Source organism: Methanohalophilus euhalobius (genome assembly GCF_900215215.1).
Taxonomy (GTDB): Archaea; Halobacteriota; Methanosarcinia; order Methanosarcinales; family Methanosarcinaceae; genus Methanohalophilus; species Methanohalophilus euhalobius.
On the sequence record NZ_OBDR01000004.1, the window covers coordinates 58,136 to 84,691 of the forward strand.

Annotated in this window: 28 protein-coding genes and 1 tRNA gene; 12 read left to right on the forward strand and 17 right to left on the reverse strand. The window is 44.0% G+C overall.

Translation table 11 applies throughout. The features are described 5' to 3' along the window. The first annotated feature begins 7 nt into the window (after positions 1 to 7). From CP947_RS05375 to CP947_RS10515, 4 genes are all read left to right on the forward strand, one after another. Complete coding sequence (locus CP947_RS05375) at positions 8 to 277, forward strand: ferritin family protein (RefSeq protein ID WP_096712213.1); 270 nt, start codon at positions 8 to 10, stop codon at positions 275 to 277. A 79-nt stretch (positions 278 to 356) separates the two neighbouring features. Continuing rightward, positions 357 to 965, forward strand: a complete 609-nt coding sequence (locus tag CP947_RS05380; RefSeq protein ID WP_096712214.1) for a hypothetical protein — start codon at positions 357 to 359, stop codon at positions 963 to 965. Positions 966 to 984: 19 nt separating this feature from the next. Beyond that, a complete protein-coding gene (locus CP947_RS05385; protein ID WP_096712281.1) occupies positions 985 to 1,386 on the forward strand; it encodes a secondary thiamine-phosphate synthase enzyme YjbQ in 402 nt (133 codons plus the stop codon). 54 nt (positions 1,387 to 1,440) lie between these two features. Continuing rightward, entirely contained in the window at positions 1,441 to 1,578 is a 138-nt protein-coding gene (locus CP947_RS10515; RefSeq protein ID WP_165868962.1) for a hypothetical protein, read from the forward strand. 3 nt (positions 1,579 to 1,581) lie between these two features. Here CP947_RS10515 and CP947_RS05390 read toward each other — a convergent pair whose 3' ends face one another. The 3 genes from CP947_RS05390 to CP947_RS05400 form a co-directional block, all read right to left on the reverse strand. Continuing rightward, a complete protein-coding gene (locus CP947_RS05390; RefSeq protein WP_096712215.1) occupies positions 1,582 to 1,959 on the reverse strand; it encodes a DUF2283 domain-containing protein in 378 nt (125 codons plus the stop codon). After that, a complete protein-coding gene (locus tag CP947_RS05395) occupies positions 1,960 to 2,271 on the reverse strand; it encodes a hypothetical protein (protein WP_096712216.1) in 312 nt (103 codons plus the stop codon). It abuts the gene before it with no gap. Between the two features lie 64 nt (positions 2,272 to 2,335). Beyond that, the gene (locus tag CP947_RS05400; RefSeq protein WP_096712217.1) at positions 2,336 to 2,578 is read right to left on the reverse strand and encodes a transcriptional regulator; all 243 of its coding nucleotides are present in this window, start codon (positions 2,576 to 2,578) and stop codon (positions 2,336 to 2,338) included. Positions 2,579 to 2,705: 127 nt separating this feature from the next. Between CP947_RS05400 and CP947_RS05405 the strand changes: the two genes are divergently transcribed. From CP947_RS05405 to CP947_RS05410, 3 genes are all read left to right on the forward strand, one after another. Further along, the gene (locus tag CP947_RS05405; RefSeq protein WP_096712218.1) at positions 2,706 to 3,053 is read left to right on the forward strand and encodes a hypothetical protein; all 348 of its coding nucleotides are present in this window, start codon (positions 2,706 to 2,708) and stop codon (positions 3,051 to 3,053) included. Then, positions 3,050 to 3,211, forward strand: a complete 162-nt coding sequence (locus CP947_RS10520) for a hypothetical protein (RefSeq protein ID WP_165868961.1) — start codon at positions 3,050 to 3,052, stop codon at positions 3,209 to 3,211. The genes CP947_RS05405 and CP947_RS10520 overlap by 4 nt, the downstream gene beginning before the upstream one ends. Positions 3,212 to 3,385: 174 nt before the next feature. Then, on the forward strand, positions 3,386 to 3,577 hold the full coding sequence (locus CP947_RS05410; RefSeq protein ID WP_132130892.1) for a hypothetical protein: 192 nt from the start codon (positions 3,386 to 3,388) through the stop codon (positions 3,575 to 3,577). A 45-nt stretch (positions 3,578 to 3,622) separates the two neighbouring features. Here CP947_RS05410 and CP947_RS05415 read toward each other — a convergent pair. From CP947_RS05415 to CP947_RS05435, 5 genes are all read right to left on the reverse strand, one after another. Beyond that, a tRNA-Leu gene (locus CP947_RS05415) sits at positions 3,623 to 3,710 on the reverse strand. Between the two features lie 301 nt (positions 3,711 to 4,011). Further along, on the reverse strand, positions 4,012 to 4,920 hold the full coding sequence (gene argF / locus CP947_RS05420) for an ornithine carbamoyltransferase (RefSeq protein WP_096712220.1): 909 nt from the start codon (positions 4,918 to 4,920) through the stop codon (positions 4,012 to 4,014). A 1-nt stretch (position 4,921) separates the two neighbouring features. Continuing rightward, positions 4,922 to 6,235 (reverse strand): phosphoribosylamine--glycine ligase, encoded by a 1,314-nt coding sequence (gene purD, locus CP947_RS05425; protein ID WP_096712221.1) that lies wholly within the window; start codon positions 6,233 to 6,235, stop codon positions 4,922 to 4,924. A 139-nt stretch (positions 6,236 to 6,374) separates the two neighbouring features. Continuing rightward, complete coding sequence (gene pyrE, locus CP947_RS05430) at positions 6,375 to 6,917, reverse strand: orotate phosphoribosyltransferase (RefSeq protein WP_096712222.1); 543 nt, start codon at positions 6,915 to 6,917, stop codon at positions 6,375 to 6,377. An 18-nt stretch (positions 6,918 to 6,935) separates the two neighbouring features. Then, positions 6,936 to 7,484 (reverse strand): CDP-2,3-bis-(O-geranylgeranyl)-sn-glycerol synthase, encoded by a 549-nt coding sequence (locus CP947_RS05435; RefSeq protein WP_277749686.1) that lies wholly within the window; start codon positions 7,482 to 7,484, stop codon positions 6,936 to 6,938. A gap of 237 nt (positions 7,485 to 7,721) precedes the next feature. On the opposite strand from CP947_RS05435, the gene CP947_RS05440 reads away from it, so the two are divergent. Then, positions 7,722 to 8,651, forward strand: a complete 930-nt coding sequence (locus tag CP947_RS05440) for a cytochrome c-type biogenesis CcmF C-terminal domain-containing protein (RefSeq protein WP_096712224.1) — start codon at positions 7,722 to 7,724, stop codon at positions 8,649 to 8,651. Next, entirely contained in the window at positions 8,648 to 9,697 is a 1,050-nt protein-coding gene (gene ccsA / locus CP947_RS05445; protein ID WP_096712225.1) for a cytochrome c biogenesis protein CcsA, read from the forward strand. The genes CP947_RS05440 and ccsA overlap by 4 nt, the downstream gene beginning before the upstream one ends. 323 nt (positions 9,698 to 10,020) lie before the next feature. Here ccsA and proB read toward each other — a convergent pair whose 3' ends face one another. The 7 genes from proB to mcrB form a co-directional block, all read right to left on the reverse strand. After that, positions 10,021 to 11,163: a glutamate 5-kinase gene (gene proB, locus CP947_RS05450; protein WP_096712226.1), complete on the reverse strand. Its 1,143-nt coding sequence runs from the start codon at positions 11,161 to 11,163 to the stop codon at positions 10,021 to 10,023. A 23-nt stretch (positions 11,164 to 11,186) separates the two neighbouring features. Next, complete coding sequence (locus CP947_RS05455) at positions 11,187 to 12,530, reverse strand: glutamate-5-semialdehyde dehydrogenase (protein WP_096712227.1); 1,344 nt, start codon at positions 12,528 to 12,530, stop codon at positions 11,187 to 11,189. Between the two features lie 136 nt (positions 12,531 to 12,666). Next, positions 12,667 to 14,388 carry a coenzyme-B sulfoethylthiotransferase subunit alpha gene (gene mcrA / locus CP947_RS05460; RefSeq protein WP_096712228.1) on the reverse strand — a complete coding sequence of 574 codons (1,722 nt, stop codon included), beginning with the start codon at positions 14,386 to 14,388 and terminating at the stop codon, positions 12,667 to 12,669. 5 nt (positions 14,389 to 14,393) lie between these two features. Then, positions 14,394 to 15,149, reverse strand: a complete 756-nt coding sequence (gene mcrG / locus CP947_RS05465) for a coenzyme-B sulfoethylthiotransferase subunit gamma (protein WP_096712229.1) — start codon at positions 15,147 to 15,149, stop codon at positions 14,394 to 14,396. Between the two features lie 4 nt (positions 15,150 to 15,153). Then, positions 15,154 to 15,765, reverse strand: coding sequence for a methyl-coenzyme M reductase I operon protein C (gene mcrC / locus CP947_RS05470; RefSeq protein ID WP_096712282.1), 612 nt, complete (start codon positions 15,763 to 15,765; stop codon positions 15,154 to 15,156). Positions 15,766 to 15,770: 5 nt separating this feature from the next. Next, positions 15,771 to 16,265 carry a methyl-coenzyme M reductase operon protein D gene (gene mcrD, locus CP947_RS05475; RefSeq protein WP_096712230.1) on the reverse strand — a complete coding sequence of 165 codons (495 nt, stop codon included), beginning with the start codon at positions 16,263 to 16,265 and terminating at the stop codon, positions 15,771 to 15,773. A 29-nt stretch (positions 16,266 to 16,294) separates the two neighbouring features. Next, positions 16,295 to 17,599 carry a coenzyme-B sulfoethylthiotransferase subunit beta gene (gene mcrB / locus CP947_RS05480; protein ID WP_096712231.1) on the reverse strand — a complete coding sequence of 435 codons (1,305 nt, stop codon included), beginning with the start codon at positions 17,597 to 17,599 and terminating at the stop codon, positions 16,295 to 16,297. Between the two features lie 289 nt (positions 17,600 to 17,888). On the opposite strand from mcrB, the gene mmp10 reads away from it, so the two are divergent. Continuing rightward, entirely contained in the window at positions 17,889 to 19,121 is a 1,233-nt protein-coding gene (mmp10, locus tag CP947_RS05485; RefSeq protein ID WP_096712232.1) for a methyl coenzyme M reductase-arginine methyltransferase Mmp10, read from the forward strand. On the opposite strand, the gene CP947_RS05490 is transcribed toward mmp10, so the two are convergent. Both CP947_RS05490 and CP947_RS05495 read right to left on the reverse strand, forming a co-directional pair. Continuing rightward, positions 19,122 to 22,529, reverse strand: coding sequence for a DNA polymerase II large subunit (locus CP947_RS05490; protein ID WP_096712233.1), 3,408 nt, complete (start codon positions 22,527 to 22,529; stop codon positions 19,122 to 19,124). Positions 22,530 to 22,589: 60 nt separating this feature from the next. After that, the gene (locus tag CP947_RS05495; RefSeq protein ID WP_096712234.1) at positions 22,590 to 24,011 is read right to left on the reverse strand and encodes an ATP-binding protein; all 1,422 of its coding nucleotides are present in this window, start codon (positions 24,009 to 24,011) and stop codon (positions 22,590 to 22,592) included. Positions 24,012 to 24,172: 161 nt separating this feature from the next. Here CP947_RS05495 and CP947_RS05500 point away from each other — a divergent pair, with 161 nt between their 5' ends. Both CP947_RS05500 and oadA read left to right on the forward strand, forming a co-directional pair. Beyond that, positions 24,173 to 24,631 (forward strand): hypothetical protein, encoded by a 459-nt coding sequence (locus CP947_RS05500; RefSeq protein ID WP_096712235.1) that lies wholly within the window; start codon positions 24,173 to 24,175, stop codon positions 24,629 to 24,631. Positions 24,632 to 24,812: 181 nt separating this feature from the next. Beyond that, positions 24,813 to 26,543 (forward strand): sodium-extruding oxaloacetate decarboxylase subunit alpha, encoded by a 1,731-nt coding sequence (gene oadA / locus CP947_RS05505; protein WP_096712236.1) that lies wholly within the window; start codon positions 24,813 to 24,815, stop codon positions 26,541 to 26,543. The last annotated feature ends 13 nt before the right edge of the window (positions 26,544 to 26,556 follow it).

Here is a 26,556-nt window from a genome sequence, read left to right on the forward strand (position 1 = left end):
TTGAAAGTTGTTATCGGAAATTCCTGCAATACTTGAAGAACTAGATTCAGAAGATATAGATAAAGAGGTATTAAGGGCAGCTATAATCGCAGAATTCGATGCGGTCAATATCTATGAACAGATGGCTGGCCTGACAAATGATGATAATCTACGTACGGTGCTTCTGGATATTGCCAGGGAAGAAAAACTTCATATTGCAATGTTCCAATCTGTACTTCTTGAATATGATCAGGAATATCTGGAAATAATGGCAGATTATTCCCTTGCACGCAAATGATACTTTGTCAGATAAAATTTATATATTTGCAACTGTTCATTTTGATGTGAGAGATGGGTAGGGGACCTTGTGATCAATTATGAACCTAATAAATAGTCGTATTCTGATAGTTTCATTTGTCGTTTTTGTAATATTTGCGCTATTTCTGGCATTTGTGGATGCAAGCGCTTCTACTTCAAATACAGGAGTCGATCAAAAGATAAGTGGCTATTCATTCTCCCAGCCCGATTCATCCGATCCGGCTCCGACAGGTGTTGTTTACCTTGATTTAAATGGCAAGAATGGATTTTCTGTAATTCTTGAAGATGAGATTGCAGACCTTCTTGAAGAAAAAGGATTTGAAGTGGAAACAGTTTCAATGCAACCGGTTATTTATGACAGTACTGCACTTGCTGTTGTTGTTAATAAACCAGATATTTTCTACAATCCGTTTTACTCAACTGCAACTATGGATGTGGAATTTGTTTATTCCCGCACAGGCAACATGGAATACCTGGATATGCTGATTGATGATTATGATAAGCCGGTTGTCTTTTCTTCTATGGATGGTTATCAGCTATTGCGACATGGGCAACTCACCTTTAATGATACTACAAAGGGTCTTGTAACCTATCCCTACTATAGACGCCATCTAGCTGAAAATATAGCAACAGGAGTAGTCGAAAAAGCATTCAGTGATGATTTGTGAGTTGATAATGGAGGATTATATGCAATTGTCCACCAGCAAGCGTGTTGAAATTGTGGATATTACCGATAAGGTGTCCGGTGTAGTGAGAAGCAGTAATATCGATGAAGGAATGTGTACGATTAGTACTTCCCACACAACGTGTGCGATCATCGTCAATGAACACGAGTCGGGCCTGGTTTCTGATATTATGGAATTGCTGGAAAAACTGGTTCCTTCAAATGCAGACTACTATCATGATCGTGTAGATAACAATGCAGATGCCCACTTAAGAGCAGTTCTCCTGGGAAACAGCGAAACGATGCCTGTGAGGAAAGGAAACATTGAACTTGGTACATGGCAGAGTATCTTTTTTGTGGAACTGGATGGGCCGCGCAAGAGGAATGTAGATATAGCGGTATCATCATCTGATTTTAGGGGATGAATTCTCAGCCTCTACTATCTTCAATCAGTATTAATTATGTATAGGTGGTCTATTATGGTGGAAAAAGAGAATAAGCAAGAGCAAGAAATTGAAGACAAAGATAAGAAAAAGAAAGTGGCACATGTGGAGCCGGTGCATCCGGGAGATGAACGGGTAGGAAAAAGCCGACATCTGCTGGATACCGGTGAATGATATTTATGCCAGTGCCAGGGTGGTTGACCCTGGGGACAAATTCATCTCGTTGTTACCTGTAACGGAAACAGTCTTTGCAACGGGATGATTCCTTTTTACAAAAGTCATTTTAAGGTTGAGAGTAAGTTTACCGTCTTCTACTTCAAAATTAACATTCAGTTCCACAGGTTCACGCATCTCATATTTACTGATATTGAATTTCCTGGATGCATCAAGTATTTCAATCCCGACAAACTTGTTATTTTCGTCCACGTCAAGGATGATATCATCTAACATCAATGAGGATCTGTATTTACGGTCCCGGGGATAAATGTACATGCTGTCATTTAGCCAATCGTAATCAAAATGACTATGTTCATAATGAACTACATCGCCGCTCATTTACTTGATCCTCCTTTCAACTTCCCGTGGAAAACATGTCACCAATGAAACCTTGAAGGGGTTGGTGCTTCTTACTGCAATGATAATAACCACGTCGTATTTATCGTTATGCCTGTAAAGTACTTGAAATTTGTTATTTTCCTGGTCCACAATCCCTGCAGGATCTTCTGTGGATATCATGTTATGTGAAGTGGCCAGATCGGTGAGATGGTCTAATCCTCGCTCTTTGGTTCTTTTCACGAAATGCTTGCTAAACGTTATATTATCGATATCTATTGTCTGCAGGCTTTCGTGGAATTGTCTTATGTTCAATAGTCTACCTCACAGGACCAGGTACATCTGTTAACCGTTAGACCTGTACATATCTGTTTCGTCTTCAATCCCTGGCCAACCTGAAGCCCCAGCCCTTACCTTTCATTTCTGCCTCGAGTTTGCCCTCTTCTGCAAGTTTCAACAGCCTGTCCTTGGCGTACCTGGGATTACATCCCACAATTTCCGCAACATCTGAAGCAGAAACAGTTGCTTTTTCAAGTGCTTCTTCAACAGCTTCGGTAAAATCCTCATCTGTGTACTGTACTGCAAAGCGGGCTCTGTTTTCGGTTCTTGGTTGTTCTTTCATAAATGAATCACCGGGGAGAATATGGTTCGATTGCATTTATAATTAATGCTGTATACCACAAACAGCAAACTATATATAGTGATTACTATATACTGTATACTGTAATCAGTAAACAAAGAGGAATATTATGGCAAACACAAGAAAAGGATGTAAAGGCACGGTCTTTGTGAGGACCGTTAAGCAACCATTCGATGAATGGCTGGTGGGCTTGATAGACCACACTGAAAAGAAAGGAAGCCGTGAATGCCGCATGTGTGGCGATCTGTGCGACTGCCACAGCGTCCGGACTACTGAAGACGGTATAGGCCTTGTGTGGAAATGTAACCATGACCACATGTTCAAGCAGGATGTTTCCCTGGAAGAACTCCACAGGATATACCAGAAGGCCAACCCACAAAAGTATGAAAGTGAAACGGTTTATTTGAGCAAGTACAGAATGAGAGATCTACCAAAGAAACTGAGGTCAATAGTATGACATCTAAAGATATACCCCCTGAACACCGTGTTGCATCCAGAGATCTAGTGCAAAAGGTAGGTGTTGAGTTCCTTGAGCATTTGGAAAAGTTTGGCGAAACTTCCCATATCCGCGGTTTCTGTGCCTACATGTTGGACATACATAGAGGTAAAATCTGAAAATCGGAGGAATTGATATTTACACACTCACCACATGCCCCCACTGCAAGAAAGAAAGTTATCACAATCTCGGTGTCAAGGTGAAAGAGTACAGGTAAAATCCATCGCTGAACGCACAGGTGTAAGTAAAGTTATCACAATCTCGGTGTCAAGGTGAAAGAGTACCGTGGTTCCTTGGAGATCTTTAAAATCCTTGTGACGGATTCTGTTACCGTGGAGGATTTCACGGAGGCCATCCGGGCAGAAATGCTTAATTCCAATGGTATAATAACTACTATGGGAGTTGAAAGGATCCTCAAGGATACATTTGGCCTGAACCCCAATGACATCAACCAAATGCAAGAACGACTGTACGAAACTGTCTAAACACCACGTTGATGGCACGGAGGCAGTACGTTAAAAATTAGGATTTGGTGCGAGGGAAGGGATTCGAACCCTCGAACTCCTACGAGAATAGGCCCTGAACCTATCGCCTTTGGCCTGGCTGGGCAACCCTCGCACACGATTTCTGGCTATAGATAGGGCTTTTGATTCTTAAGGGTTTTGGTCTTGGATGAATAGTAGTCAGGGATATTTCACCCTGACATCTAAATATAGGAGTCTGTTTTTGGAGGTTGTAAGCCGGAAGTTTTAACCCCCGGCAAGGGTTAGAATTTGCATTTCTCCCCTATCAACAGAACGCATGGCTTCTATATAGCCTCTTTTGCCTGGTTTTTCCAACGAGGGGTGACTCTGAGCATGGCATTAAAAAATATAAAGGATCACTAAAATGAAAAAGGAACAAACGGATGAGTTACTTCTCATCCGATAAGTTTCAATATCAGGGCTTTCTGTGCATGCAACCGGTTTTCTGCCTGATCGAAAACTACGGAATGGGTACCGTCCATAACTTCGGCCGATATCTCCTCTCCCCTGTGGGCCGGTAGGCAATGCATGACGATCACATCATTCTTTGCGACATCAAGCAAATTACTGTTAATCTGGTAATCCGCCAGGTCACTCAGCCTTTTATCCCTTTCCCCTTCGTCTCCCATGGATATCCAGACATCGGTATAGAGAACGTCAGCATCAGTAGAAGCCTCTATCGGATCCCTGAGGATCTCAACCTTACCCCCCATTTCACGTGCCATACTTACGATATCATCGTCCGGTTCATAACCATCAGGACAGGCCACAGCAATCTCCATTCCTACCATGGCACAACCCAGTATCATTGAATTGCACACATTGTTGCCATCGCCTACCCAGGTAAGTTTCCGGCCTTCCAGTGTGCTTTTGTACTCCTTGATTGTCAACAGGTCTGCCAGGATCTGGCAGGGGTGTTCCTTATCGGAGAGGGCATTGATCACAGGCACAGTAGCATGTTCTGCGAGTTCTTCCACGGTTGAGTGGCTGTTCACCCTGGCAGTAATAGCTGCTACATACCCGGAAAGGACCTTTGCGGTGTCTGCAACCGTTTCTCCTCTTCCTATCTGCATGTCCCTCTGGTTAAGATACAGGGAATGGCCGCCCATATCACTCATGGCCACCTCAAAGGAAACCCGGGTTCTGGTAGATGATTTTTCAAAGATCATCGCAAGGCTTTTGTTTTTCAGTAGATCAGTGACCTTGCCCTTAATTCTCTTTTCTTTCAGATCCTCTCCTGTCTCCAATATATCCAGTATATCTTCTTTGGAAAGGTCCGTCATTGACAGGACATGTTTCATTATATCAGCTCTGTTTTTGCTCTCTTATTTTATTCATATGTGTGACTTTCTTTCGTACAAGAGCCCGGGTACCGATATCCCGGCGTGAATGCAAATCGCCGATGATATTCTCAAGTGCATCCTGTGCTATTCTTTCAGCCTTGCTTATGGAATCAGCGATACCGACAACTGCTGCGGCGCGAGATGTGCTGGTATAGATTTTCCCATCCTTTTCATCTACGCTGGAATAGAACAAAATTGCATCGCCCATATCCCCGAAAACTATTTCTTTATCTGAATCCGGGTTATCCGGATACCCTGCAGGGACAACGTACTTACACACAGTTGCCTTCTTGCTGAACACCACATCGAGATCTTCCAGCCGCCCTTCCACAATAGCTTCCATGACATCAAGTATATCGGTCTCAAGCAGAGGCATTATGTTCATAGCTTCGGGGTCTCCGAAACGCGCATTGAATTCTATAACCTTTGGTCCTTTACTGGTAAGAATGAACTGGCCGTAAAGGATGCCCTGATATGGAATTCCTGTAACCTCACAGAGTTTTTCTACGGTCTTTTGCATTATGGCTTTGGCCTTTTCCAGATCATCTACCATCATGAAAGGCAGGATTACATCGGTGTCGGAATAGGCTCCCATCCCGCCGGTGTTTGGTCCAAGGTCATTTTCGAAAGCTCTCTTATGGTCCTGTACGCAGGGAGTAAAGGCAAGAGTGCTTCCATCCACAAATGCCTGCAGGGTGAATTCCTCTCCTTTCAGTTTCTCCTCAACAATCACACTATCTTTTTCGAGGATGCCAAGTGCATATTCATAGGCATCTGTAGTATCCGGCAGTTGATCACCTATAACCTTGACGCCTTTTCCTCCGGTAAGCCCGGCGGGTTTTATGGCGACATCCCCAAGTTCCTCGATATATTCTTTCAATCCATTTTCATCATTGAAGACTTTAAAAGCAGGACATCCCTCGATATTTTCTTCCTTCATGAAAGTCCTTGACCACGATTTATCGAATTCAATCTGGGCAACATCCTTTTTCGGACCCACGGAAGGTATTTTAACTTTTTCAAGAGCATCTACAAGGCCGGCTGCAAGAGGTGCTTCCGGACCTATGAATGCAATGTCTATTTTTTGCGAAGTGGCATATTCAACCACTTTTTCCACATTTGTTTCTTTTTCAAGTAAGAAATCCCTGCAAAGCTTTGCTATACCGGGATTTTTTTTGCTCATTATTGCATACAGTTGCGGCTCTCTCTTACTTCTGGAGATGGCTTCAGCAATGGCATGTTCCCTGCCGCCTCCACCGATAAGCAAAACATTCATCTGTAGACCTCTCTGATTAAAAATCCTATAAAACACGTTGCTAATTATTCATTTATATTATGCAAATTTGTGTTGTAAACAATTATTATTAGAATAGAGCATTCCGGATAATTAGATAAATACTTTCCGCTTTTGCTGCTTATTCTTCTTTGAGCAGATCGGATGCTTTCACAAGCGGATTCAATGTCACATTTTCATTCCACAAATTTGCTTCTGCTCCTTCTTCCCTGTCAACAACGGTAATCACTTCATCGACACTGGCACCGAAGTCCCTGAGAAGATTGATCGCTTCAAGAACAGATCCGCCACTTGTGGTAACGTCTTCTATCAGTATGACTTTATCTCCTTTTTCCAGATCACCTACAAATCTTCCCCTGGTTCCATAGGCCTTTGCATCCTTGCGTACGAGTAAAAGGGGAATCTCTGTTTTCAGGGAGACAGCCGTTGCAAGAGGAACTCCTCCAAGGGCCACTCCTCCAATACGGGTTGTTTTAGAAAGGTCAATCCTATCCGAGGCAACGTCAGAGATTTTTTTGAGGGTTACAGGATCTGAAATTGCCTTTTTTATATCAACGTAATATTTGCTGGTTTTTCCCGAGGCAAGGGTAAACTGGCCGAACTTGACGGCTTCACATTTCTTGAGAGCCTCTATGAGTTCATTTTTCTCATTGTTTTCCTGCATGGCATAGATCTCCTGAGGTTACCAGGGTTCTTTCTTGATTCCAAGTATGTAACCTATTATATTGGTACCTATGTGTAAAAGGGGTGTTAGTATCAGTAACACTATAATGATATTCAGGGTGAAATTTGCAACAAACCACTGTGGGGATACCAGGTAGGTCAATATCCACGCACCTGCTACAAAATCAAGCTGATCTGCAACCGGCAAAGGAGCTCCTCTTTTCAGGTTAATTCTTCTTTTAACAAAACTCATTGCCATATCACCAAGAAGAGAACCAATCGAAAGAGCAGCAATAGTAATGAGTACATCCGGAATTGTAAACCCAAATGGTGGTAATCTAATCCCCATAAATTCGATTTGGGTAAAGGCAATCCACGTTTGTAGGATCCCCGCAACGATTCCAATTAAACTTCCTGCGACAAATCCCCGTATTGTTTTTCCGTCACCAAGTATTCTTCTTCCGTCCACCATGGTCCTTTTGCCATCAATGGGTCTTCCTCCTCCTAAAAGAGCTGCAAAAGGACTCGGAAGGTAGGCAGGTACCATTAACCACACAGCGAGGATAATTGTATCAAGCGTCTTGATCAGCCCCTTTTGACTTCAATTACTTTCGTTTTTATATAAGGGTTTGCCGTTTTTTCCTGTATTACCGGTGGAATTTGAACAATTCCCTGAACATGATTCCTTTGAGGGAATCACTATCAGTTCAAACAATTAACAGCGTGAACTAAACTAGGCAAATCCCTTTATACCTGAAAAACTTTCCTTTTGCTAATATAATTCTTACAGGACAGGTTTGTATAGATGAACTCTCAAAACCTCATTTCCAGAAAAAATCTGATTTTTGCAACTGTTACAACATTCGGGATACTCGCAGCTTTGATAACTATTGGAATGCTGACACCCCTTGTGGTTCAGCTATTTAGTGATATGCAAATAGGTATGGATGCAACATATTTCAATAACAGGACAGGTCCTATTGCCGGTTTACTTGTAATCCTGCTATGTGCCTGCCTGCTTGTCACCTATATTTCCGGCAGGTATATTGGTGTCCTCCTTGGAAGTATAATTTTATTTTCTGCACTTATGGCAGTTTTGTCTCCTGCCGGGAATATGCTTGTAGACATTTCTATAATCCCCATGCTTGCGGTTTTTGCTGCATCCCTGTACAGGTTAGTTCATGTTATGAGAAAACGCACTGGCAAATCCCGTCTCAAAGGAATAGGTGCCCATGTAATCCATATTGGGATTTTGCTGGTGATATTCGGTACTATTTTCAGTTCAGCAATGAAAGTAGAAGATTCAGCTGTAGTTAGCATTGGTGAGGAAACATCATTTGAGGGAATCCCTTATTCTGTAAGTGTGATGGGCATGGCTTCAAATTTTGAAGGTACTCCCTATGACAATTATCCCGGTTCATCTTATGCAACGAATGTTGGACTTGTAATTTCCAAAAACGGGAATGAGTTCGACAGGGGTATAGTTCGGTATATAACCGATATAAAATGGAGGCAGACATATACTTCTACATACATCAATCGGGGAATTATGGAGGAAGTTTTTATTGCCCCCAAGGCCCTCGATGAAAAATCAGGGGAAGTTGACCTGTATGTGCGGGTAGTTCCATTTATCAGTTTTCTCTGGGCTGGTATTTACATAATGCTTGGGGGTATGTTCATACTGCTTCTTGGAAGTACAGTGTTGCCAGACAGTGAAAATGAGGTGGTCACATGAATTTTGGTATGATTATTATATGGTTGGCATTTCTTTTTGGTTTGCTTGCTATGGTCTATTCATACCTGGGTTTTCGCAGGGAAGATGAGAAGTACCGGATACTTTCATCAAGACTTGAAATTACCTGTGCTGTTTTGGTCACAGTTGCCTCTGTCATGCTGATGTACTATCTTTATGATGTTGCCGCGTTCTTTGAGTATGTTTATACTCATTCCAGTCTTGATCTTTCCACGTACTATCGTCTTTCAGCTTTCTGGGCAGGTCAGGAAGGTTCACTTTTGTTGTGGGCCTGGGCCATTTCGGTTATGCTTTTGGTCCTCAGGTATGCCTCCCGCTTTTCTACAGGAAACGTATTCACGGTCACAAGGATACTGTCCCTGGGTATTCTTTCGGTATTCCTCATGCTGCTTGTACTTGACAATCCGTTTGCAGTATATTACTCAAAAGCCGGCTCCATTATGGTAAGCAACTGGAATCCGTTTATCCATCCCTATCACCTAACAGATGGACAGGGCATGAATCCGCTGCTTCGCAATCCCTGGATGGCTATCCATCCTCCCATCCTTTTTTTGGGTTATGCAGCTTTTACTATTCCTTTTACATCTGCTATTGCGGGTCTGCTCCTTAATGACAGCAGCTGGCGCAAAATCGCCAATAACTGGATGCGGATTTCCTGGTTATTCCTGACTGCAGGGATAGGTCTGGGTGGTTTCTGGGCCTATGAGGTTCTTGGCTGGGGTGCATGGTACTGGAGCTGGGATCCGGTTGAGACCTCTTCGCTGATTCCCTGGATAACCGCGACAGCTTATCTGCATACAATATACGGCAGACAGGGACAGTTCAGGTTCTTGGCGCCAGCAATGGCTATTTTCTCATTTATACTTGTAATTTTTGCAACTTTTGTTACGAGAAGTGGTATGTGGGCTTCTGTCCATTCCTGGCAGGATTTCAATGCAGAAAGCCTCTTAATAGGTATATTCCTGGCAGGAGTTACTCTTGCGGGAACATCGCTACTTGCAAAAAGGTATTTTGAAGAACAGGATTGAAACTGTTCTTTGCTTTTTATTTATAGTGGGCAAAAGCCAAGGTATCAGGACCTTGTCGAGAAGGGACTTTATACACGATCTTTAAAATTGTATGTTACGTTCTGACTGCAGTCCTCACTGGCATAGAGAAGAGCTTTGACATGTTGCTGTAGCCTATCACAATTCCTGATTATTGTAAACAAGGCGTCTTTTTGCTTGTTGTTAATTACTCCTTACTCGCCTTTAGCGAGCAAATCGCTGAAACCTTTGATGGATGCAAGAGGTCTTTGTAAATCCCTTGCTTATATTGGTGAGGATGCTATTAACACGCTATATATTAATACTTATATATTAAATCCTTCTTTAAAAAGCCCTATGTTATCTTTGTTTAAAACATTGTCATAATTTTTGTATCCCAGGATATCTGCTATCATATTGGTATGTTTCCCCTTTATTTTCTGCAATTCATCTGAGGTGTAATCCGTAATTCCTTTCCCGAATACCTGCCCGTTGCACTCGAGTTTTACTATATCTCCGCGATCAAAATCACCCTTTAAACCAATTACACCCGAAGGCAGGAGACTCATGCGGTTTCTTACCGCATCTCTGGCTCCTTCATCTACCACGATTGTGCCTGAGGAATGAGCAAGTAAAATCCATCGAATGCGGTTCTTATGGACTTCTCCTTCAGCTAAAAACAGGGTGCCGATTTCTTCACCCTCCATTATTTTGAGGATTGCATTTTGGATAGAGCTGTTTGCAATTACCATATGGCAGCCTGCCATATTGCATATTTTGGCAGCATCTATCTTTGTCCTCATGCCACCGGTCCCTTTTGTACTTGAAGGGCTCCCTCCATAACTTTCTATAGTTGGTGTAATCTCAGACACAGTTTTCAGTAATACAGCATCCCTGTGCCTTTTAGGATTTTTATCATATAAACCATCAATATCCGATAGGAGTATCAGCAGATCGGCTTCCATTTTGCTGGCAACCATTGCCGAAAGCCTGTCATTATCTCCAAGGGTAGCTTCTATCTCGTGCACGCAGGTACTGTCATTCTCATTGATAATCGGGATTACCCCATATTCCAGTAATGTGGATATGCTGTTTCTAAGGTTGAGATAGGTTAACCTGCTGGTAAAGGAGTCATAGGTCAAAAGAATCTGAGCAACATTGAGATCGTAAGTACTAAAAGCCTCCATCCATTTTTGCATCAAAATATTTTGACCAACAGCTGCTGCTGCCTGTCGGACCGGAATTTCCCGTGGCTTACAGCCAAGTTGCATCAGGTCAATCCCCACTCCTATGGAGCCAGAGCTGACAAGAATGACTTCTTTTCCCAGACTGTGGAGGTATGCAATCTGTGAGGCTACATGTTTCATGAATTCTTCATTCAATCCTCCACAATCATTACTTATTGAAGTTGTTCCTATTTTGATAACAACTTTTTTTGCGTTGTCAAGGATGACTTTTCTCTTGCTCAAAATCACAATCCCCGGATGTTATTTCAAATGATGTCGCTTATCTGTTTATCCAGTTTCCTGTGGGTAAATTGTTTTGCATTATCTCCTGCATAATCGGATACCCTGTCACCGTTACCCAGAAGAATATACTTGTATATCAAAAGACCTTCCATTCCTACAGGTCCACGTGCATGTATTTTATTTGTGCTGATGCCAACCTCTGCCCCTTTACCATACCTGAAACCATCGGCAAATCTTGTAGAGGCATTTACCATGACGCTTGAGGAATCCACAAGATCGGCAAATGTGCGGCGCTTGTCCTTGTTCTTGGTGACAATGCAATCCGTATGATGGGAACCGTACCTGTTAATATGATCAATTGCTTCACCTATTGAATCAACCGTTTTCACAGACAGTATCAAATCATTATATTCAGTGCTCCAATCTTCATCGGATGCTTTTTTTACATCTTTGATGCCTGCATCTTCTGCAATAGTGTATGCTTTCTCATCCAGGCGGATCTCTACACCTGCTTTAACGAATTTTTCGATCATTCCGAGCAGGAACTTGCCTGTGATATCACTGTTTACAAGCAGTGTTTCCATTGCGTTGCACACTGCCGGATACTGTACTTTTGAATCATAGCAGACATCAATCGCTTTTTCCATATCTGCTTCATTGTCTACATAGACATGGCATATTCCGTCTGCATGACCCAGTACGGGTATCCTGGTGTTATCCTGTATGAACTTCACAAAAGCGTTCGACCCACGGGGTATAAGCAGGTCTATATAGGAATCAAGTGCCAGGATGTCCATTACCTCTTCCCGGGTTTCCATCAGTTGGAAGGCTGTTGCAGGAATATCCCCGGTTTCTTCCAGGGCATTTTTAAGTATGTTGAAAATAGTACGGTTTGAATTTAAGGCCTCACTCCCCCCCTTAAATATCGTTGCATTACCGCTTTTCAGGCAGAGGGACATGATCTGCGGAACAACATCAGGACGTGACTCGAAAATAACCCCTATAAGGCCTATCGGGCAACTTACCTGATACAATTCCAGCCCATCGTCAAGCTCTAAGCAGCTGAGAGTTTTGCCTGTCGGGTCTTCAAGTTCCATGACATCTTTTATACCTGCGATCATTCCATCGATCTTGCTATCATTTACTTTTAGCCTGTCCACAAGAGCCTGTGAGATTTCCCCTTGATCTTTTAACTGCTCAGCGGCTTCGAGGTCTTTGCGGTTTGCCTCTTGTATTGAGTTTCTATTTTGATCGAGGGCCTCTGCCATTGCTTCAAGCCCTTTATTTTTTAGGAGTGTATTTATGCTGGCAAGTTTGATGGAGGCATCTTTTGCTGGTATGACTTTTTTCTCTGTATTATCGGTCATGGGAACACCTGATTATATGGTTGTAACTATGGCAAAAGCAAATAGGATCATCATATAAAAAAAGCTTTGAGCTATTTAATTGGGGGGGTTATAAAATAGTAGGTGAAGTAGGCAGGGCGCCTACTTCATATTGTGCTTATTTGGCCGGGATGATGAGGGATCTCTCACCAGAAGGCTCAAACTCACGAAGCGCACCGCGTCCGAACTCCTTCCTTGGCTGGGAGAAGTCGAATGGGAGCATTTCGTCGGCGAAACAGACCTTGATCAGTGGGTTGAGTGCATATGCATCTCCACGACCGGCGTGTGCTGCGGCTGCGATTGCAGCGTAGCCACCCTGGTGACCAACGTTCATTGCGTAGTTCGGGTAGTTTGGACCACGGAGTTCGTGGGGCAGACCTTCGTCGGACTGGTAGGAGAATGTGTTGGTTGCACCACACTGGTCCTGCAGGTCATATCCGAAGAATCCGAGACGTCCGTGACCTTCCTTTATAAGGTACATACAGAGATACCATGCGGAGAGACCGGCGTTTGCGTTACCGGTTGCAAGGGATCCTGCACTACCGGCGGCTGCGGACAGGACGGTTGCTCTCTGGGATCCACCAAAGTGGTCTTCAAGTGCAACAGGGTATTTCTCGTAGTTCTCGAGACCGTAGAGTGTGGACTCTGTTGCAATATCCTTGATAACATCCATGCTTGGGGTGACCTTGTTGTCGATACCCTTGTCGGCTGCACCGTCATACTTGTCGTTGATGTATTCAACGTCATAGTACAGGTTGTCATCCAGAATGTTGTTGGTGTATGCAGCAGTGGAGTACTGGGTGAAACCGACACCACCGGACATGTAGGATCCGAGCCAGATCTGATCGTAGAGCATACATCCTGCACCGACTACCTCAAGGGTTACATGCGCAGGGTCTTCCGGATCTGTCCGGCTGGTCTGGACGATGTCTGCAAGGTTACCAAAGGTGACACCACCAGGTTCGTTTGGTGCACGTGCACGTCTTGCTGGGAGCATGTCACCCATGTTAACAACACCTGCGTGCTTTGCTGCATAGGAAAGGTCTGCCACAGCTGCTTCACCGGCACACATTCCGTATGCTGCAATGTAAGACATACCGATCTGCATTGCAGTCCATCTTGTGGTTTGACCACCGTCTGTTGTTCTGGATACGATGGTTGGGATGTGGGCTGCCTGCCAGGTAGTGTTGCCGATAGAGGATTTGAGCTGTTCTGCCTGTTCTGCTGGGAACTGTTTGTCGATGTCGATGAGGAATTGGTCATCGATCTCGTCTGCAAGCTCATCGTCACCTGTGAATATTTTCACGTAACAGTCATCAACAAGTGCGGGGTGAGTCTCTACCATGTGTTCCTGAACAACTGCACCGCCAGGGAGTGCGTGGTTGAGCACTTCGAGGTAGTGGTTGATTGTTTCAGGGGTTACCTCAATACCCAGTCTCTTCTCGAGGGTTTCGTGGGCCATATCCATACCGACAATACAGGTTCTGCGTATGTCGTCCCACATCTGCTGCATTGCAGCATTGTTGACATAGTGAAGGTCATCATTTTCGACCATCATGTCATCATTACCGGAGATGAAGGATGGTGTAAGAGCTCTCTGACCGAGGGGTATACCACCGCAGTGCATCATTGGGTTGTAGCCTGCAAGACCCCTCTTTTCTGCAATCTCCTTACCTACTTTCTTCATTTCCAGTTTCCTGGGGTTCTGGTCGACACCGAGGCGGTAATATGGAATTCTCATATCTGTAATGTCGCCGCCTTCCATCTTGTTGGTGCCGTGCTCCTTTGTGAATTTATTTTCTAAATCTTTCTGGAACATTCTCTTTCTGTCGTCTGCCATTTTACTCACTCCTGTACAGCTGGCTTGTATCCATACGTGGTTCTCTGTTCAAAGATCCTGTGTACCCATTCGAGGACTTCCTTGTCCTCCCTGTATGGGACGTTGTCTACACGGTAGATTGTGGTCCTTTTTGCAGCTTCTTCGTCGGACATTGGTTTTCCGAGATCGACCTTCTTGTCTATTGGTCTTCCTACCAGGTCCTTCTGGACGATGATGGTTCCGTTTTCCAGACGTACTCTTTCGAGCATGTCAAACATTACACCATCTTCCTGAAGGCGGAGGGAGTGACCGTGTACACTGGCACCACGAAGGCATGCAAGTGCAGGGCAGGTCATTTCGGTTTCAAGCTGGAATTTTGCAAGTTCTTCCATGTCCCTTTCACGGGCTTCAACGACCTGACGGCCGGAAAGTGTACCCGGGTCTACGCCTCTGAAGTTAATTGCAGCGTTGTAGGACCTGAAGTATGGGGTGGAAGGTGCATTGTACATTGAATCTACAAACTGTACGTATCTGATCCTGTCACCTGCTTTTGCACCATCTGTAGGTTCTACCATTTCGCGGATGGAACATTCTGGTTCGCCCATTTCCGCCAGTGGTGGGTGGGTGCTTGGGTAATCTGTACCGGGAACACGGTGTCCGAGAATAATGGTTAAGTCATCATCAGAGATTTCCCTGAGTTTTTCGACTTTACCGGACATGTGTTTCCTTCTATTTTCCGCAACACTTGTTGCTCCGGGATAAAACTGTGCTTCATATGCCATATGATTACACTCCTTTGTTATCAATTGATTTCATTGTGGATTTCACTGCTTTGACGAGTTCGTTTAACTTGTCTCTTGGACAAGTTTCTCCTCGCGTCACTCCAGTCACAATCTCCATCACTTTTCCCTTTGTCTGGATGTTTTTATCTTGAGGTTTTACCAATCTAGTATGGATACCGGCCTTTGCAAAATCTTCAAAGTCCACGATTGTCTGACAGACAACCACTGCCGGCACTTCTGCATAGACCAATATTTCCCTTACTTTCCTGACAACGTGATCACGAATGTTTCCTGTATGAATGACTGCCATCTTGTGCCTGTTTATCTGTTTGATCTCCTCCGGGTTGATACCGAAGGAACCAGATTTCATCTGTTTATCGGGTTCTCCTGATCCCGAATTGAGCACAAGCACACTTACCTGTATATCTTCTTTGCGCATTCCGTAAGTCAGTTCACAAACAGGCTTGGTGATATGGCGTCTTCCGGGACTCATAGCAACTGCGACTACGTCGGTTCTGCCGGCTTCGGAGAGTGTGCCTCTCTGGGCAAGTCCGCCTCCTTTGCCAAGGCCCATTCCGTGTCTGCAATCTACAACCTGAGTTTCCCGGTCAAACATCTGAATCATTCCTTTTCATTTGTTCTCAGGAAGTTCACCTGTGATTCGACCTTGCTTTTCGGGTCATAAAGACCGTATAAGGCAGGATCGGCTTTAGGGCCTCTTTTTGCATAATCTGAAACTGTTTGCCTTGTCTGGATGAAACGTCCTTCTCTAATGTCAAAACCGCAGGGAAGTGTGTCTTCACAAATCACATTTATTTCTTCCATGACTTCCTTTTCGGCAAGTTCCAGTGTAATTCTCCCTACAAGTATTTCCAGGCCCATTTCGGTCTCACCAAAATGTACATTTGTCCTTAATGGATGATGTACGGGTGTTCCGACAGCAGGTCCGAATGGTACTTTTGTAGGTAGGCGCGGCCCCTGTATGAATGCCCTTAGTATACCTTCCAGACTGCAAATTTTATTGAGCAGCCTCTCTACGGTATCGGGTTTAATCATACGCTTTGGGAATATCTCGATCTGTATGGGTTTTTTTGTGTCTGAAGCAGAAGTTTCCATTATTGGTACCTTCAATCTTTGTGACTCATTTAGAGTGATTCAGCGACTGCTTTTATTGGTTCTCTGAATTCTTTGATTGAACCAAATACGTCACCGATGAGGCCGGATGTCTTCTCTATGGAGAACATCTGGGTACCTGCATCAAGGGATACACCAGCGGATACACATGGAATTGCGAATCCTCTTGAGTGTCTGGTTACAATGTGGTTACCATTGAATACACCGGGACCACCGCCGCCATAGATAGAGTGGCTGAAGAAAGAGAATCCGACAGCAGTACCCTGTGCCCTACCCATATCACAGCCAGGCAGGCCAGTTTCTTTCTCGATGATATCGTTGTAATACAGAATTGTGGATGATACATTCTGGGCAGCCCTGCCTGCACCACAGTTTACCATTGTAGCGGCAAGCTGGCCGGCTGCAGCGTATGCATTCCACATGGATACATCGTTTGCCTTGTAGAAGTTGTAACCTGAAGGAGCAGTGTTGTCGACTTCGATTACATTGTCCTCAATTGCTCTTTCAACAACAGACTGTACTACGGTACCGACGGTTCCGTCTTTGCCATTGTCTTTTACAAGATCATATACTACGTTGTTGGCGTTAAGGCCCTGGCATGCAAATCCCAGAAGTTGATGTCTCTCGAACTCTCCGACTGCATTACCCATTTCGAACATACCTGCCTGTTCAAAGATGGAAGACAGTGCGGCTGCATTCATTGCTTTTTTCTCTGTAATTGCAGCAATGTGGTTGGTCATGATGTTCCTCAGGGAGTATCCCAGACCTTCGTTCTTCTGTGGGATGTTCAGGATTGAAGCGATGTTTCCACCGGCCATATCCATTGTCTGTGGGTAGTTGCCCCAAACGGCTCCTTTGACCACAGGTGCGTTGAACATGTCAATGTTGAACATGTCAACAATGGTCTGGACGGTTGCTGCTGCACTTACGGTAAGTGCGGAAGAGTAATCAGCACCGGCGGTGAGCCTTGCGGTTGGAAGCTGAACAAGAAGATGCTTGCCGCCACCGAGAGTCTCGATGTTTGTGTCGTCGTCACCGTCTATCTGTACAAGTTCCTTTACGGAATCTGCAATTGCGCCAGCATTTTCGACAATATCGAGTTCCATTTCACGTCCCGGCATGTGGCGAGCCTTTCCGCCCATCTTACCGGTTGCGAGAGATTTTTGAATACCTCCCAGGTTGACTGCTACAGTCCTCTTTGTGTCTCCGATGATACGCTGAATTGCTGCGTTCCTTGTAGGAGCGAGCTCTTCAATTGCAACGCCGCTTTCTAAGAGTTTTCCTCTGTCGTCGTAGATGTCTATTTTGTCAGACACGTATTTTCCTCCTTTAAGTTTTTTAATGGAAAGAAAATCCCCATTTGGAAAGCAACCACGCTTGAGCGAGGATATGCTCTAAGCACTTTCGGGGTGAGAATGCCTTCCAGTCGGTTTTCTTCAATTTATTCATGTCAGCAATGGAGTTTTTGCCTTTAAAACTTTTGCATTCGTTTTTTGGCTAGACAGAATATACAATAATTATTCATGATATATATTCAATTGGGTTTGAGTATTTACTTAATTAACCACAAAGATTTAGTAATATCTTTTTCTACCACTTGGTCACATGGAGATAGTTGCTGATATCGGAGGCAGTCCGGGAACTGATTGCCGCGGGTTTTGCTCATATTGTTACTTTAAGAAGGTACAGGAAGTACCACCTTTTGGTTGCAAGCACTGTTTTCCTTTTGCAAAGGGATGTGATTACTGTACACGTAGTATAAGGGAATCCTATCCCGGCTTTAAACCTCTGCAGATTGTAATGAGGGATGTATCCCAGAATTTACGTTTTTCATCTTCTGAACCGGATAAATTTACCATCAGTGGGGGTGGGGATATCAGCTGCTACCCCGCGCTCAAGGAACTTGTCAGTTCACTTTCTCGTTTTGGAAAGCCCATTCATCTGGGATACACAAGCGGAAAAGGCTTTGATGATCCCGATGACGCTTCCTTTTACATTGAAAACAGTGTCAGTGAGGTTTCTTTTACGGTTTTTGCCACCGACCCTCAACTCAGGGCCAAGTACATGAATGACCCTGAGCCAGAAGTTTCAATTGAAATTCTTCGCCGCTTCTGTGGAGAATGTGATGTATATGCCGCTATCGTCCTGATTCCCGGTGTAAATGATGGTAATATCCTGGAAGAAACCCTTTCAGATCTTCAGGAAATGGGTGCAAGGGGAGCAATACTGATGCGTTTTGCCAACAGTTGTGAAGAAGGTTTGATTCTGCGCAATTCCCCTGTCCTGGAGGGCATCACTACACATTCAATAGAGGAATTTGAGACGATAGTAAGAAATGCGGCAGACAAATTTGATCTGCGTATCACCGGTACACCTCTTGAAGATCCTCTTATAGGTTGTCCTTTTGCTATAAGAATGGACAAAGCAGCACTGTCCAAACTCCCGGAAGTTACAAAGACCGCGACTATTGTTACCAGTAAAGCTGCCCAGCCGAGATTACAGGAAGTTTTCGAGGCTCTGAATGCACCTGTCAATGTTGTGGCGGCAGGCAAAGATATTGGATGCCTTATCACAATTGAGGATTTCCAGGCACTTGACCTGTCGCAGATAAAAGAAACTGTAATGATTCCAGGGCGCACGCTTGCTCATGATCCTGAGATAAAATCGATCCTTTCAAATGACGGTGTGGAGAGATTTATCAGACGAGGTCCGGACCAGCTCACCTATGACGGCGAAATGTCCATTGGTCTGGATAGGGAAGAAGTTCTTTCTTTTGAAATCGAGAATCTCACCGAGCTTATCCAGCACATAAACGTAGTTGGACTTCCTGTGCAATAATTACATATAATCAGCAAGTCCCATCTGTTTTGATTTATCGTTCTTAAACAAAGATTCGATATCGTATCCGATAAGTTCGATGCGCTGCTGAGTATAACTTGAAACATTATACTTTTTTGCAACCTTCAGTGACACTTCAAGATATTTCTTGACCGCTCCTTCATGAACAGTCAGTATGACTCTCCCGCCACAATGCGGGCATGTACCAGTAAGCGGTGCCCTTCGGAATTTTCCGCCACATTTGACACACCGCATCCCCTGCCTGGAAAATGCCCTGAGGTTGCCAAAAAGATCGGGGAGGAAGTGCGATACAAGAACCCTTTCAGCCACATCTGCCACATCAACTGCACGTATTTTTTCCGCCAGGGAGAGTTGGGCATCCATTTTTTCCACCATCGAACCCAGCGTCTTGTATGCACTTTTGACCGGCCCTGCGGCAATATCCGAAGTATCGTGTGTAAACATGAATCCGTCAAACTGTGCCGGGGTTCCTAACCTGCTGCTGACCAGGTCCATGGTTTCTTCCAGTTCCTTGGGATTTGTATAATTCAAGGTAGTCTCATAAAATTCCAGGGGATAAGAGGAACAAACATCAATATTGTGTGCTTCCTTATCGACTTCACTGGGATCTATCCTGGTTGTAAGCACAAGGGGGGCATCCATCTTTCCTCCTCTTTTATCAGGCAGGTATTCATGTGAAAAGTTAATCAGGCCGTCCATAAGCAACATCACACAATCCTCATCACCATCGCAATTACGCCGTTTTGCTGCATGGAAGAAAGGATGTGCATATCCTACAGATGATTTTGTGAATCCTACCAATCTGCCCAGGACTCCCGCTGATGTGTGTGGAGCCAAACCGATTAGCATCACCCCTATAATGTCCTCTATAGTTTCTGCTTTGTAATAGGGTTCAAGTCCGTAATACTTCACCAGCAGGTCATCAATGTATTTTGTAGTTTGAAGTATGTACTCTGCCGCACCCCGGGACACTACCAAATCCTGTACTTTAAGGGTTACAACCTGGTCATCCCTCTCCAGTTTATTGCCGTGAATATCTGTTTCATATCCCATTTCAAGAAGTTTTTCAGCTGTGGTTCCCAGTTCATCGGCCCGGATATGTGTCAGGGGAAGGTCGGACATGTCGTATCTGACAGTTCCGTCCTTGAATGTGAAAAGGTCATGTTTTGCCCGAAGGATTCCTTTTTCAAGAGGCTCAGGGGTCATGTGCTTTGACATCATCCTTTTTACCCCTTTGAAGGATTCCAGTTTATTTCGTTCTCCTAGCCTCTCAAATGCCCTATCGTATACCGTTTTGAAATTTATGTTGTGTGCGGTTACACAGGATGTGGCGGCCTTACATTTTGGACAGATGTCCTTATTGACAGCCCTGCCACAACGGGGGCAGAAAAGTTTTGGGATTGTATGGGTGCCACACTCACATCTGAATTCATGGGTTTCCATTCCACAGGATGGACAAATACGGTTTCCTATCTCTATTTTTATTTCGCCCACTTTGCTGTTGTTGTTGGCTTTATAGGATGCGGCACTTGAGAGCATGCGGGTGTTTCCACCGCTTTCCCCTATCGGAAACAATACATGCGGGGCAGGGGACATCTTACGCCGATTAGCTTTTTCGGGTCTTCCCATCCTTGCCCCAATGCGCATTGGTGCTTTCTCTCTGACAGTCCACCCTGAGAGTCTAATAACACATCCAAGGATATCTTCACAAGGCAATTCTTCCCACTGTTTTTTCAGATCCTCTCCAAGTCCGAGACAATTTATAAAAGGCAAAGGATTGTCGATTGCAATTTTGCTATCATAAATCCGGTGTAATACGAGAAGTTTTTCCAGGATCGTTTTTATTCCCTGCTCCTTTGCTTTTCCTTCAGGTAGTAACAGTCGATTTCCCTGGTCTTCTTTTATGCCATTTTTAGCAATGAAGTCCGCAAGTTTTACAAATTCCTCTCTTTCAATGTCATGCCAGGTATAGGTATAATCCGGATGTAGGGGAAGATTGTAATTATTGCAAATATCCATTACTTCATGCTGGTTTGGATTTTCAGGAGCAATCCGGCCAGTTTTTTTTAAGTATTCCTGTGCCCACCATTCCACACAGTAAGATGCAGGTATTAGTGGATGATTATTTTCCAGGAAATCCCCGTAATTGATAAGTATTTCACCAATGTCTATGATGGTTTCCACCTGTGAATGTAACTCGATTGCAGTTTTTTCATCATCTATCCGAAGCACATCTCCGTTGTAGAGACGCACGGTCGGCCCTTCGATGGAATCCACAGGTGCCATTCCGGCAGCTTTTCCGGGTCTTTCTATTTTCAGCTGGGTACCGGCAACAATGAAATTATCCATTATGACCATGCCTGCGGGATTTATGCCGGATGCCGCAAATGATGTGTTGCGTGACCTGCCATAGCGCAACCTGAATCCACCAGGCCTGGATGGGTGGGAAAATACAGGTCTGCCTGCAATGAGGTCCCGCATATATTTATCCTTGGGCTTGACCTTGGTTTTCTCATCTTTATCTTCCTCATCTGAACTCCCTCCGGAAATGAACGTATCCAGCCATTCCCATCCGTCTATTTTGAGTTTGTTCACATGTTTTTGTACTTTTGGAGCTTTTAGGGCCAACCCCTCGGCAAGTACGAGTGCCATCCCACCGCGAACCCTGTTCGTTTCGATCCTGTCAAGGTTTCTGTAACCTTCAACTTCTTCCTGTTCAGTGGGCTCTCCATCTATGCAAATCGGACAATTATCAACGATAAGACGTATCTCATCTTCCGAGGGCATGTACTGGAGGGTGGCAATTTGTCTGTATAGCAATATTTCTTCGACATATCTCTCCACTTCCTCCTTGCGTGGCTTGTACCTGTCAACACCGATTCCTCTTCTTACATAATCTCCCACAAGTACAGAAAGGGCCTGTGCCGTACCACCGGCACTGCGTATAGGTCCTGCGTAGTATATCTTGATGTATTCTGTACCATCATCATTTTTGCCCAGGTCGACCCTGTCGATCCCCTCAATTGGTGCGGCAACTACGCCTTCGGTAAGCATTGCAATCGCCACTCGGATGGCGCTCTCTATTGCCTCACGTTTTGTATCAAAATTTCCCACATTGCCGGCAGCGATATCTTTTCCAAGTGCCAGGGCTGCTTCTTCCCGTGAAAGATCGGTTTCCAGTTCCCGGATACGCCCGGCTACACCTTCAACCCCTATGAGATTTTCTACCCGGTCTGCAAGATCTTTTGCCAGGGGGATTTCTGTTTCGGGTTTTGGATCCTTTCCCTGTGAACGTGCCCTGTTTGCTATTTCAATTTCATTGTGCAGCACTCCTTCCATCAGGTCGAAGTATTTCTGCATGGTTTCGCTTACTACAATGTCTCCCATTATGATCTGCCTTTCACAATCAATATGTGGTATAGTAAAAAAAGTCTGCCATAGGAAAATTCAGGCATACATACCTGCCGCCTCAGGGGACATGACAAGTGTATTGATCTCTTTTTTGTATTTTTCAATGCTTTTGAGGACATCATCGGTGGTCAGGGTTTCGGTTTCTATATTTATTAAGTCCGAGCGGGTTATGACATCAGGCATCTGTTTGCGCAATTTGACGATTTTGTTAAACACGCAGGCATTTACTATCCCTTTAACGTCAGCACCGGTTAGTCCTTTGCTGGCCTTTGCCAGCTTCTCATAATCCATTCCTTCCTCCAGGTTGCGTCCACTTAGGTGTATATGATAGATATCCTGTAGGGCCTTTTCATCAGGGAGGGGCACCTCCATTTTCAAATCAAATCTTCCTGGGCGCAGGAATGCCGGATCGATATGGTTGGGACGGTTTGTAGCACCCATTATGATCACTCCCTTTGTACTTTCGATCCCATCCATTTCCTGCAAAAGAAGGGATACTATCCTTACTGTAACCTCATGTGAAGTGTCTCTCTGGGGCATTAATGCATCAATTTCATCAATAAAAATTACCGAAGGGCTGCTAACCTTTGCTTTTTCGAAAAGGGCATTCAAGTTTTTCTCTGATTCTCCGTACCATTTGGAAAGTATATCTGAACCATTTATGGAATAGAAGTTTGCATCGAGTTCTTTTGCAGCAGCCTTTGAGAGCATGGTCTTCCCGGTGCCAGGCGGGCCATATAACAGAATCCCACGAGGTAGTTCTGCCCTGTAAACCTCATATATTTTAGGAAAACGTATTCCCAGGTCGATTAGCATGAGTTGCTCTTTTGCTTCCTTGCATCCTCCTACATCTTCAAAATCAATATCCAAAAATTCACGGGGTATGACTTCGAATTCCCCTTCTTCCTCTGTTTTTTCTCCTTCCCTTTCTTCAAAAGAATGGGGTTTATATTCGGGTTCTCTTTGGGGCATTGGCACAAGGGATAGATCACTTTCTCCCTCGCCTGCTTCATATCCACAGTTTACAAGTATTTCGAGTATTTCCAGGAAAACGGGAATGTTTTCTTTTAATTCGGCAGGGTCCAGAATCGAGGTTGAGGATATTTTGAATGTCTTTTTGGTATAACTGAGTATGTAGAGATTTTTGTTTTCCGTGTTGAATATGCGTAAACTTCTTTTTGTGCCTTCGATTGAATATTTATCTCCCGGAAGTTTTCTTTTTAATAATTCGATGATTTTTTCAGCACTTGCTTGCTCCCCGAGCACAATTCTTCCGTATATATCATAAAGCTCATCGTTGAAGGAATGTGGAGACACAAGGACAGCTGAAATTTCATAAATCTCATCCCTTGTATGCAGGGGAGAAAGTAATGAAACAACACTTTCTTCGTTGATTGAGAAAAATAGGTTATTATAATCCTTCATGTTCAGGACATCACTGTTTATCTTAAAAGGCATATTTCAAAGTTTGATTTCCGTATTTTAAAAAGGTTGCGCCATTTAGATGGTGGTTTTTCTGATGGTGTTTTATGAATTGAGAGGCCTTTTCCTCATTTAGCAGTAAATATAACTAATATTAAACTCAAATTTATATTGATGTTTATTGAGAGGTGACTACTATGAAGAAATTTATAACTATTCTAATGGCCCTATTTATCTTTTCCATGTCTGCAGGTGCCACGATTGTTGATGACATGAAAAGTGAGGTGGATGAATACAATGCCAATTCGGATAACGTCCCCTCTTCCCTGAAAGACATGCTGGGGAATGAGCGTATTCATGTCATAGTAGATATGAACAATGGTTCCATCCTGAATCTCAAAGTAGTAACAAGCGATGCCAGTATAGTTGAGTTTGGGGAACTGGAAGATGGTGAAGAATTTGGACCGACTCTTATTGTTAACACTAATGAAAACACTGCAAGGTCTATAATGGATTCTCCTTCCCCTGCACAGTTTTTTCTGGATGCTTATGACAGAGGGGATATTGAGATAACTTCTCCAAGCTTTACAAAAAATGTATCTCTTTCAGTGGGCAAATTTGTGTTGAAGGTGTCCCAGTGGCTGGGATTCTACTGATATAATTCCCTGTCTATATTTCTTTTTTATTTTTACTGTCTGCCTTTTCCACCAGAAACTACATAAAAGTTCATGCATAATTAGTTACAATTCTACTTATTGCATGTATGCTATTACTGGCATATTTTTGACCCGTATGGCCAATCAGACTTATCAATAAGAGGACATGAAGAGGTATTCTATGAAAGTTAAAATAACGGAAACAATTCTGAGGGATGCGCACCAGTCGCTTCTTGCGACAAGGATGCGCACGAGGAGTATGTTGCCTATTATTGAAGAACTGGATGAAATTGGATATTATTCTCTCGAGATGTGGGGAGGAGCAACTTTTGATTCCTGCATCAGGTACCTCAATGAAGACCCCTGGGAAAGGCTGCGTGAACTTAAAAACCATATGAATAACACATATGCCCAGATGCTTCTGAGAGGACAGAATCTTGTCGGATACAGGCATTATTCCGATGATGTGGTTGAAAAGTTCGTGACCAAGGCCTATGAAAACGGAATTGATATCTTCCGTATATTCGATGCTGTTAATGATATACGTAACATGGAAAAGTCAATTACCGTTGCAAAAGGACTGGGAGCCCACGTACAGGGTACTATCAGTTACACCACAAGCCCGGTTCACACCGTTGAAAAGTATGTGGATTTTGCTAATGAGCTGGCTGCTATGGATTGTGATTCGATTTGTATCAAAGATATGGCAGGCCTTTTGACACCGCATGAAGCCAAAGAACTGGTTAGTTCTCTAAAAAAGGAAGTTGGACTGCCTGTAGATCTGCACTGCCACTGTACATCAGGCATGGCTCCTATGACTTACATGGCGGCATGTGATGCAGGTGTAGATATACTGGATACTGCCCTGTCTCCCTTTGCCTGGGGTACTTCCCAGCCTCCCACAGAATCCGTGGTGGCTGCACTGCAAGGAACACCTTATGATACAGGTCTGGATCTTGGACAACTTGCCGGAGTAAGCCGTTATTTCAAGGATATCAAGTCCAAATACAGCGGGGAAATCAATCCAATATCCGAGCAGATTGATACCAATGTACTATTGTATCAGATTCCGGGAGGTATGCTTTCCAACCTTGTATCCCAGTTGAAGGAGCAGAACGCTCTTGACAGGTATGATGATGTACTGGAAGAGATGCCCAAAGTCAGGGCTGAACTTGGATATCCACCTCTTGTAACACCTACAAGTCAGATCGTGGGATCACAGGCTGTCCTTAACGTTCTCATGGGGGAGCGGTACAAAGTTATTCCCAAGGAAGTCAAGGATTACGTGCGAGGTCTCTATGGCCGTTCACCATCACCTATCAGTGATGATATCATTGCAATGATAATTGGTGAAGAAGATCCAATCGATGTAAGGCCGGCCGACCTGCTTGAACCTGAATACGATAAAAGGAAAAAAGAAGCCGAAGAAATGGGTCTTGTCAAAAAGGAAGAAGACATATTGACCTATATCCTGTATCCTTCCATCGCTCCGAAATTCCTGCGTGGTGAGTCCAGAGAAGAAAAACTTGCACCTGCCAAACAAACTGCATCACCACCCCTGTCTCAGGTTTCCATACCTACCAGATTCAAGGTGGAAGTGGATAATGAAGTATTTGAGGTACAGGTAGAACCAATAGATGGTAGTGTTGTTGCAGTCGAGGAAAGCAGCCCAAAGACTCCTTCTGCTTCAGCATCTTCTGCTGGTGCTGTAACCTGTCATATGCAGGGTATGGTACTCTCAGTTGACGTCAACGTTGGAGATAATGTTGAAGAGGGAGAGAAAATTGGTGTCATTGAAGCAATGAAAATGGAAAATGCCATCAATTCACCGCATGGTGGTGTGGTGAAGGAAATCCTTGTTGCTGAAGGTGATTCCGTGGCAACAGATGATGTGATTATGATCATTGAGTGATTTAGCCGGAGGT

Coding starts and splice junctions, on each gene's coding strand:
- CP947_RS05380 (WP_096712214.1), top strand. CDS start 357: ATGAACCTAATAAATAGTCGTATTCTGATAGTTTCATTTGTCGTTTTT.
- CP947_RS05385 (WP_096712281.1), top strand. CDS start 985: ATGCAATTGTCCACCAGCAAGCGTGTTGAAATTGTGGATATTACCGAT.
- CP947_RS10515 (WP_165868962.1), top strand. CDS start 1,441: ATGGTGGAAAAAGAGAATAAGCAAGAGCAAGAAATTGAAGACAAAGAT.
- CP947_RS05390 (WP_096712215.1), bottom strand. CDS start 1,959: ATGAGCGGCGATGTAGTTCATTATGAACATAGTCATTTTGATTACGAT.
- CP947_RS05400 (WP_096712217.1), bottom strand. CDS start 2,578: ATGAAAGAACAACCAAGAACCGAAAACAGAGCCCGCTTTGCAGTACAG.
- CP947_RS05405 (WP_096712218.1), top strand. CDS start 2,706: ATGGCAAACACAAGAAAAGGATGTAAAGGCACGGTCTTTGTGAGGACC.
- CP947_RS10520 (WP_165868961.1), top strand. CDS start 3,050: ATGACATCTAAAGATATACCCCCTGAACACCGTGTTGCATCCAGAGAT.
- purD (WP_096712221.1), bottom strand. CDS start 6,235: ATGAATGTTTTGCTTATCGGTGGAGGCGGCAGGGAACATGCCATTGCT.
- pyrE (WP_096712222.1), bottom strand. CDS start 6,917: ATGCAGGAAAACAATGAGAAAAATGAACTCATAGAGGCTCTCAAGAAA.
- CP947_RS05440 (WP_096712224.1), top strand. CDS start 7,722: ATGAACTCTCAAAACCTCATTTCCAGAAAAAATCTGATTTTTGCAACT.
- ccsA (WP_096712225.1), top strand. CDS start 8,648: ATGAATTTTGGTATGATTATTATATGGTTGGCATTTCTTTTTGGTTTG.
- CP947_RS05455 (WP_096712227.1), bottom strand. CDS start 12,530: ATGACCGATAATACAGAGAAAAAAGTCATACCAGCAAAAGATGCCTCC.
- mcrA (WP_096712228.1), bottom strand. CDS start 14,388: ATGGCAGACGACAGAAAGAGAATGTTCCAGAAAGATTTAGAAAATAAA.
- mcrG (WP_096712229.1), bottom strand. CDS start 15,149: ATGGCATATGAAGCACAGTTTTATCCCGGAGCAACAAGTGTTGCGGAA.
- mcrC (WP_096712282.1), bottom strand. CDS start 15,765: ATGTTTGACCGGGAAACTCAGGTTGTAGATTGCAGACACGGAATGGGC.
- mcrD (WP_096712230.1), bottom strand. CDS start 16,265: ATGGAAACTTCTGCTTCAGACACAAAAAAACCCATACAGATCGAGATA.
- mmp10 (WP_096712232.1), top strand. CDS start 17,889: ATGGAGATAGTTGCTGATATCGGAGGCAGTCCGGGAACTGATTGCCGC.
- CP947_RS05490 (WP_096712233.1), bottom strand. CDS start 22,529: ATGGGAGACATTGTAGTAAGCGAAACCATGCAGAAATACTTCGACCTG.
- CP947_RS05495 (WP_096712234.1), bottom strand. CDS start 24,011: ATGCCTTTTAAGATAAACAGTGATGTCCTGAACATGAAGGATTATAAT.
- CP947_RS05500 (WP_096712235.1), top strand. CDS start 24,173: ATGAAGAAATTTATAACTATTCTAATGGCCCTATTTATCTTTTCCATG.
- oadA (WP_096712236.1), top strand. CDS start 24,813: ATGAAAGTTAAAATAACGGAAACAATTCTGAGGGATGCGCACCAGTCG.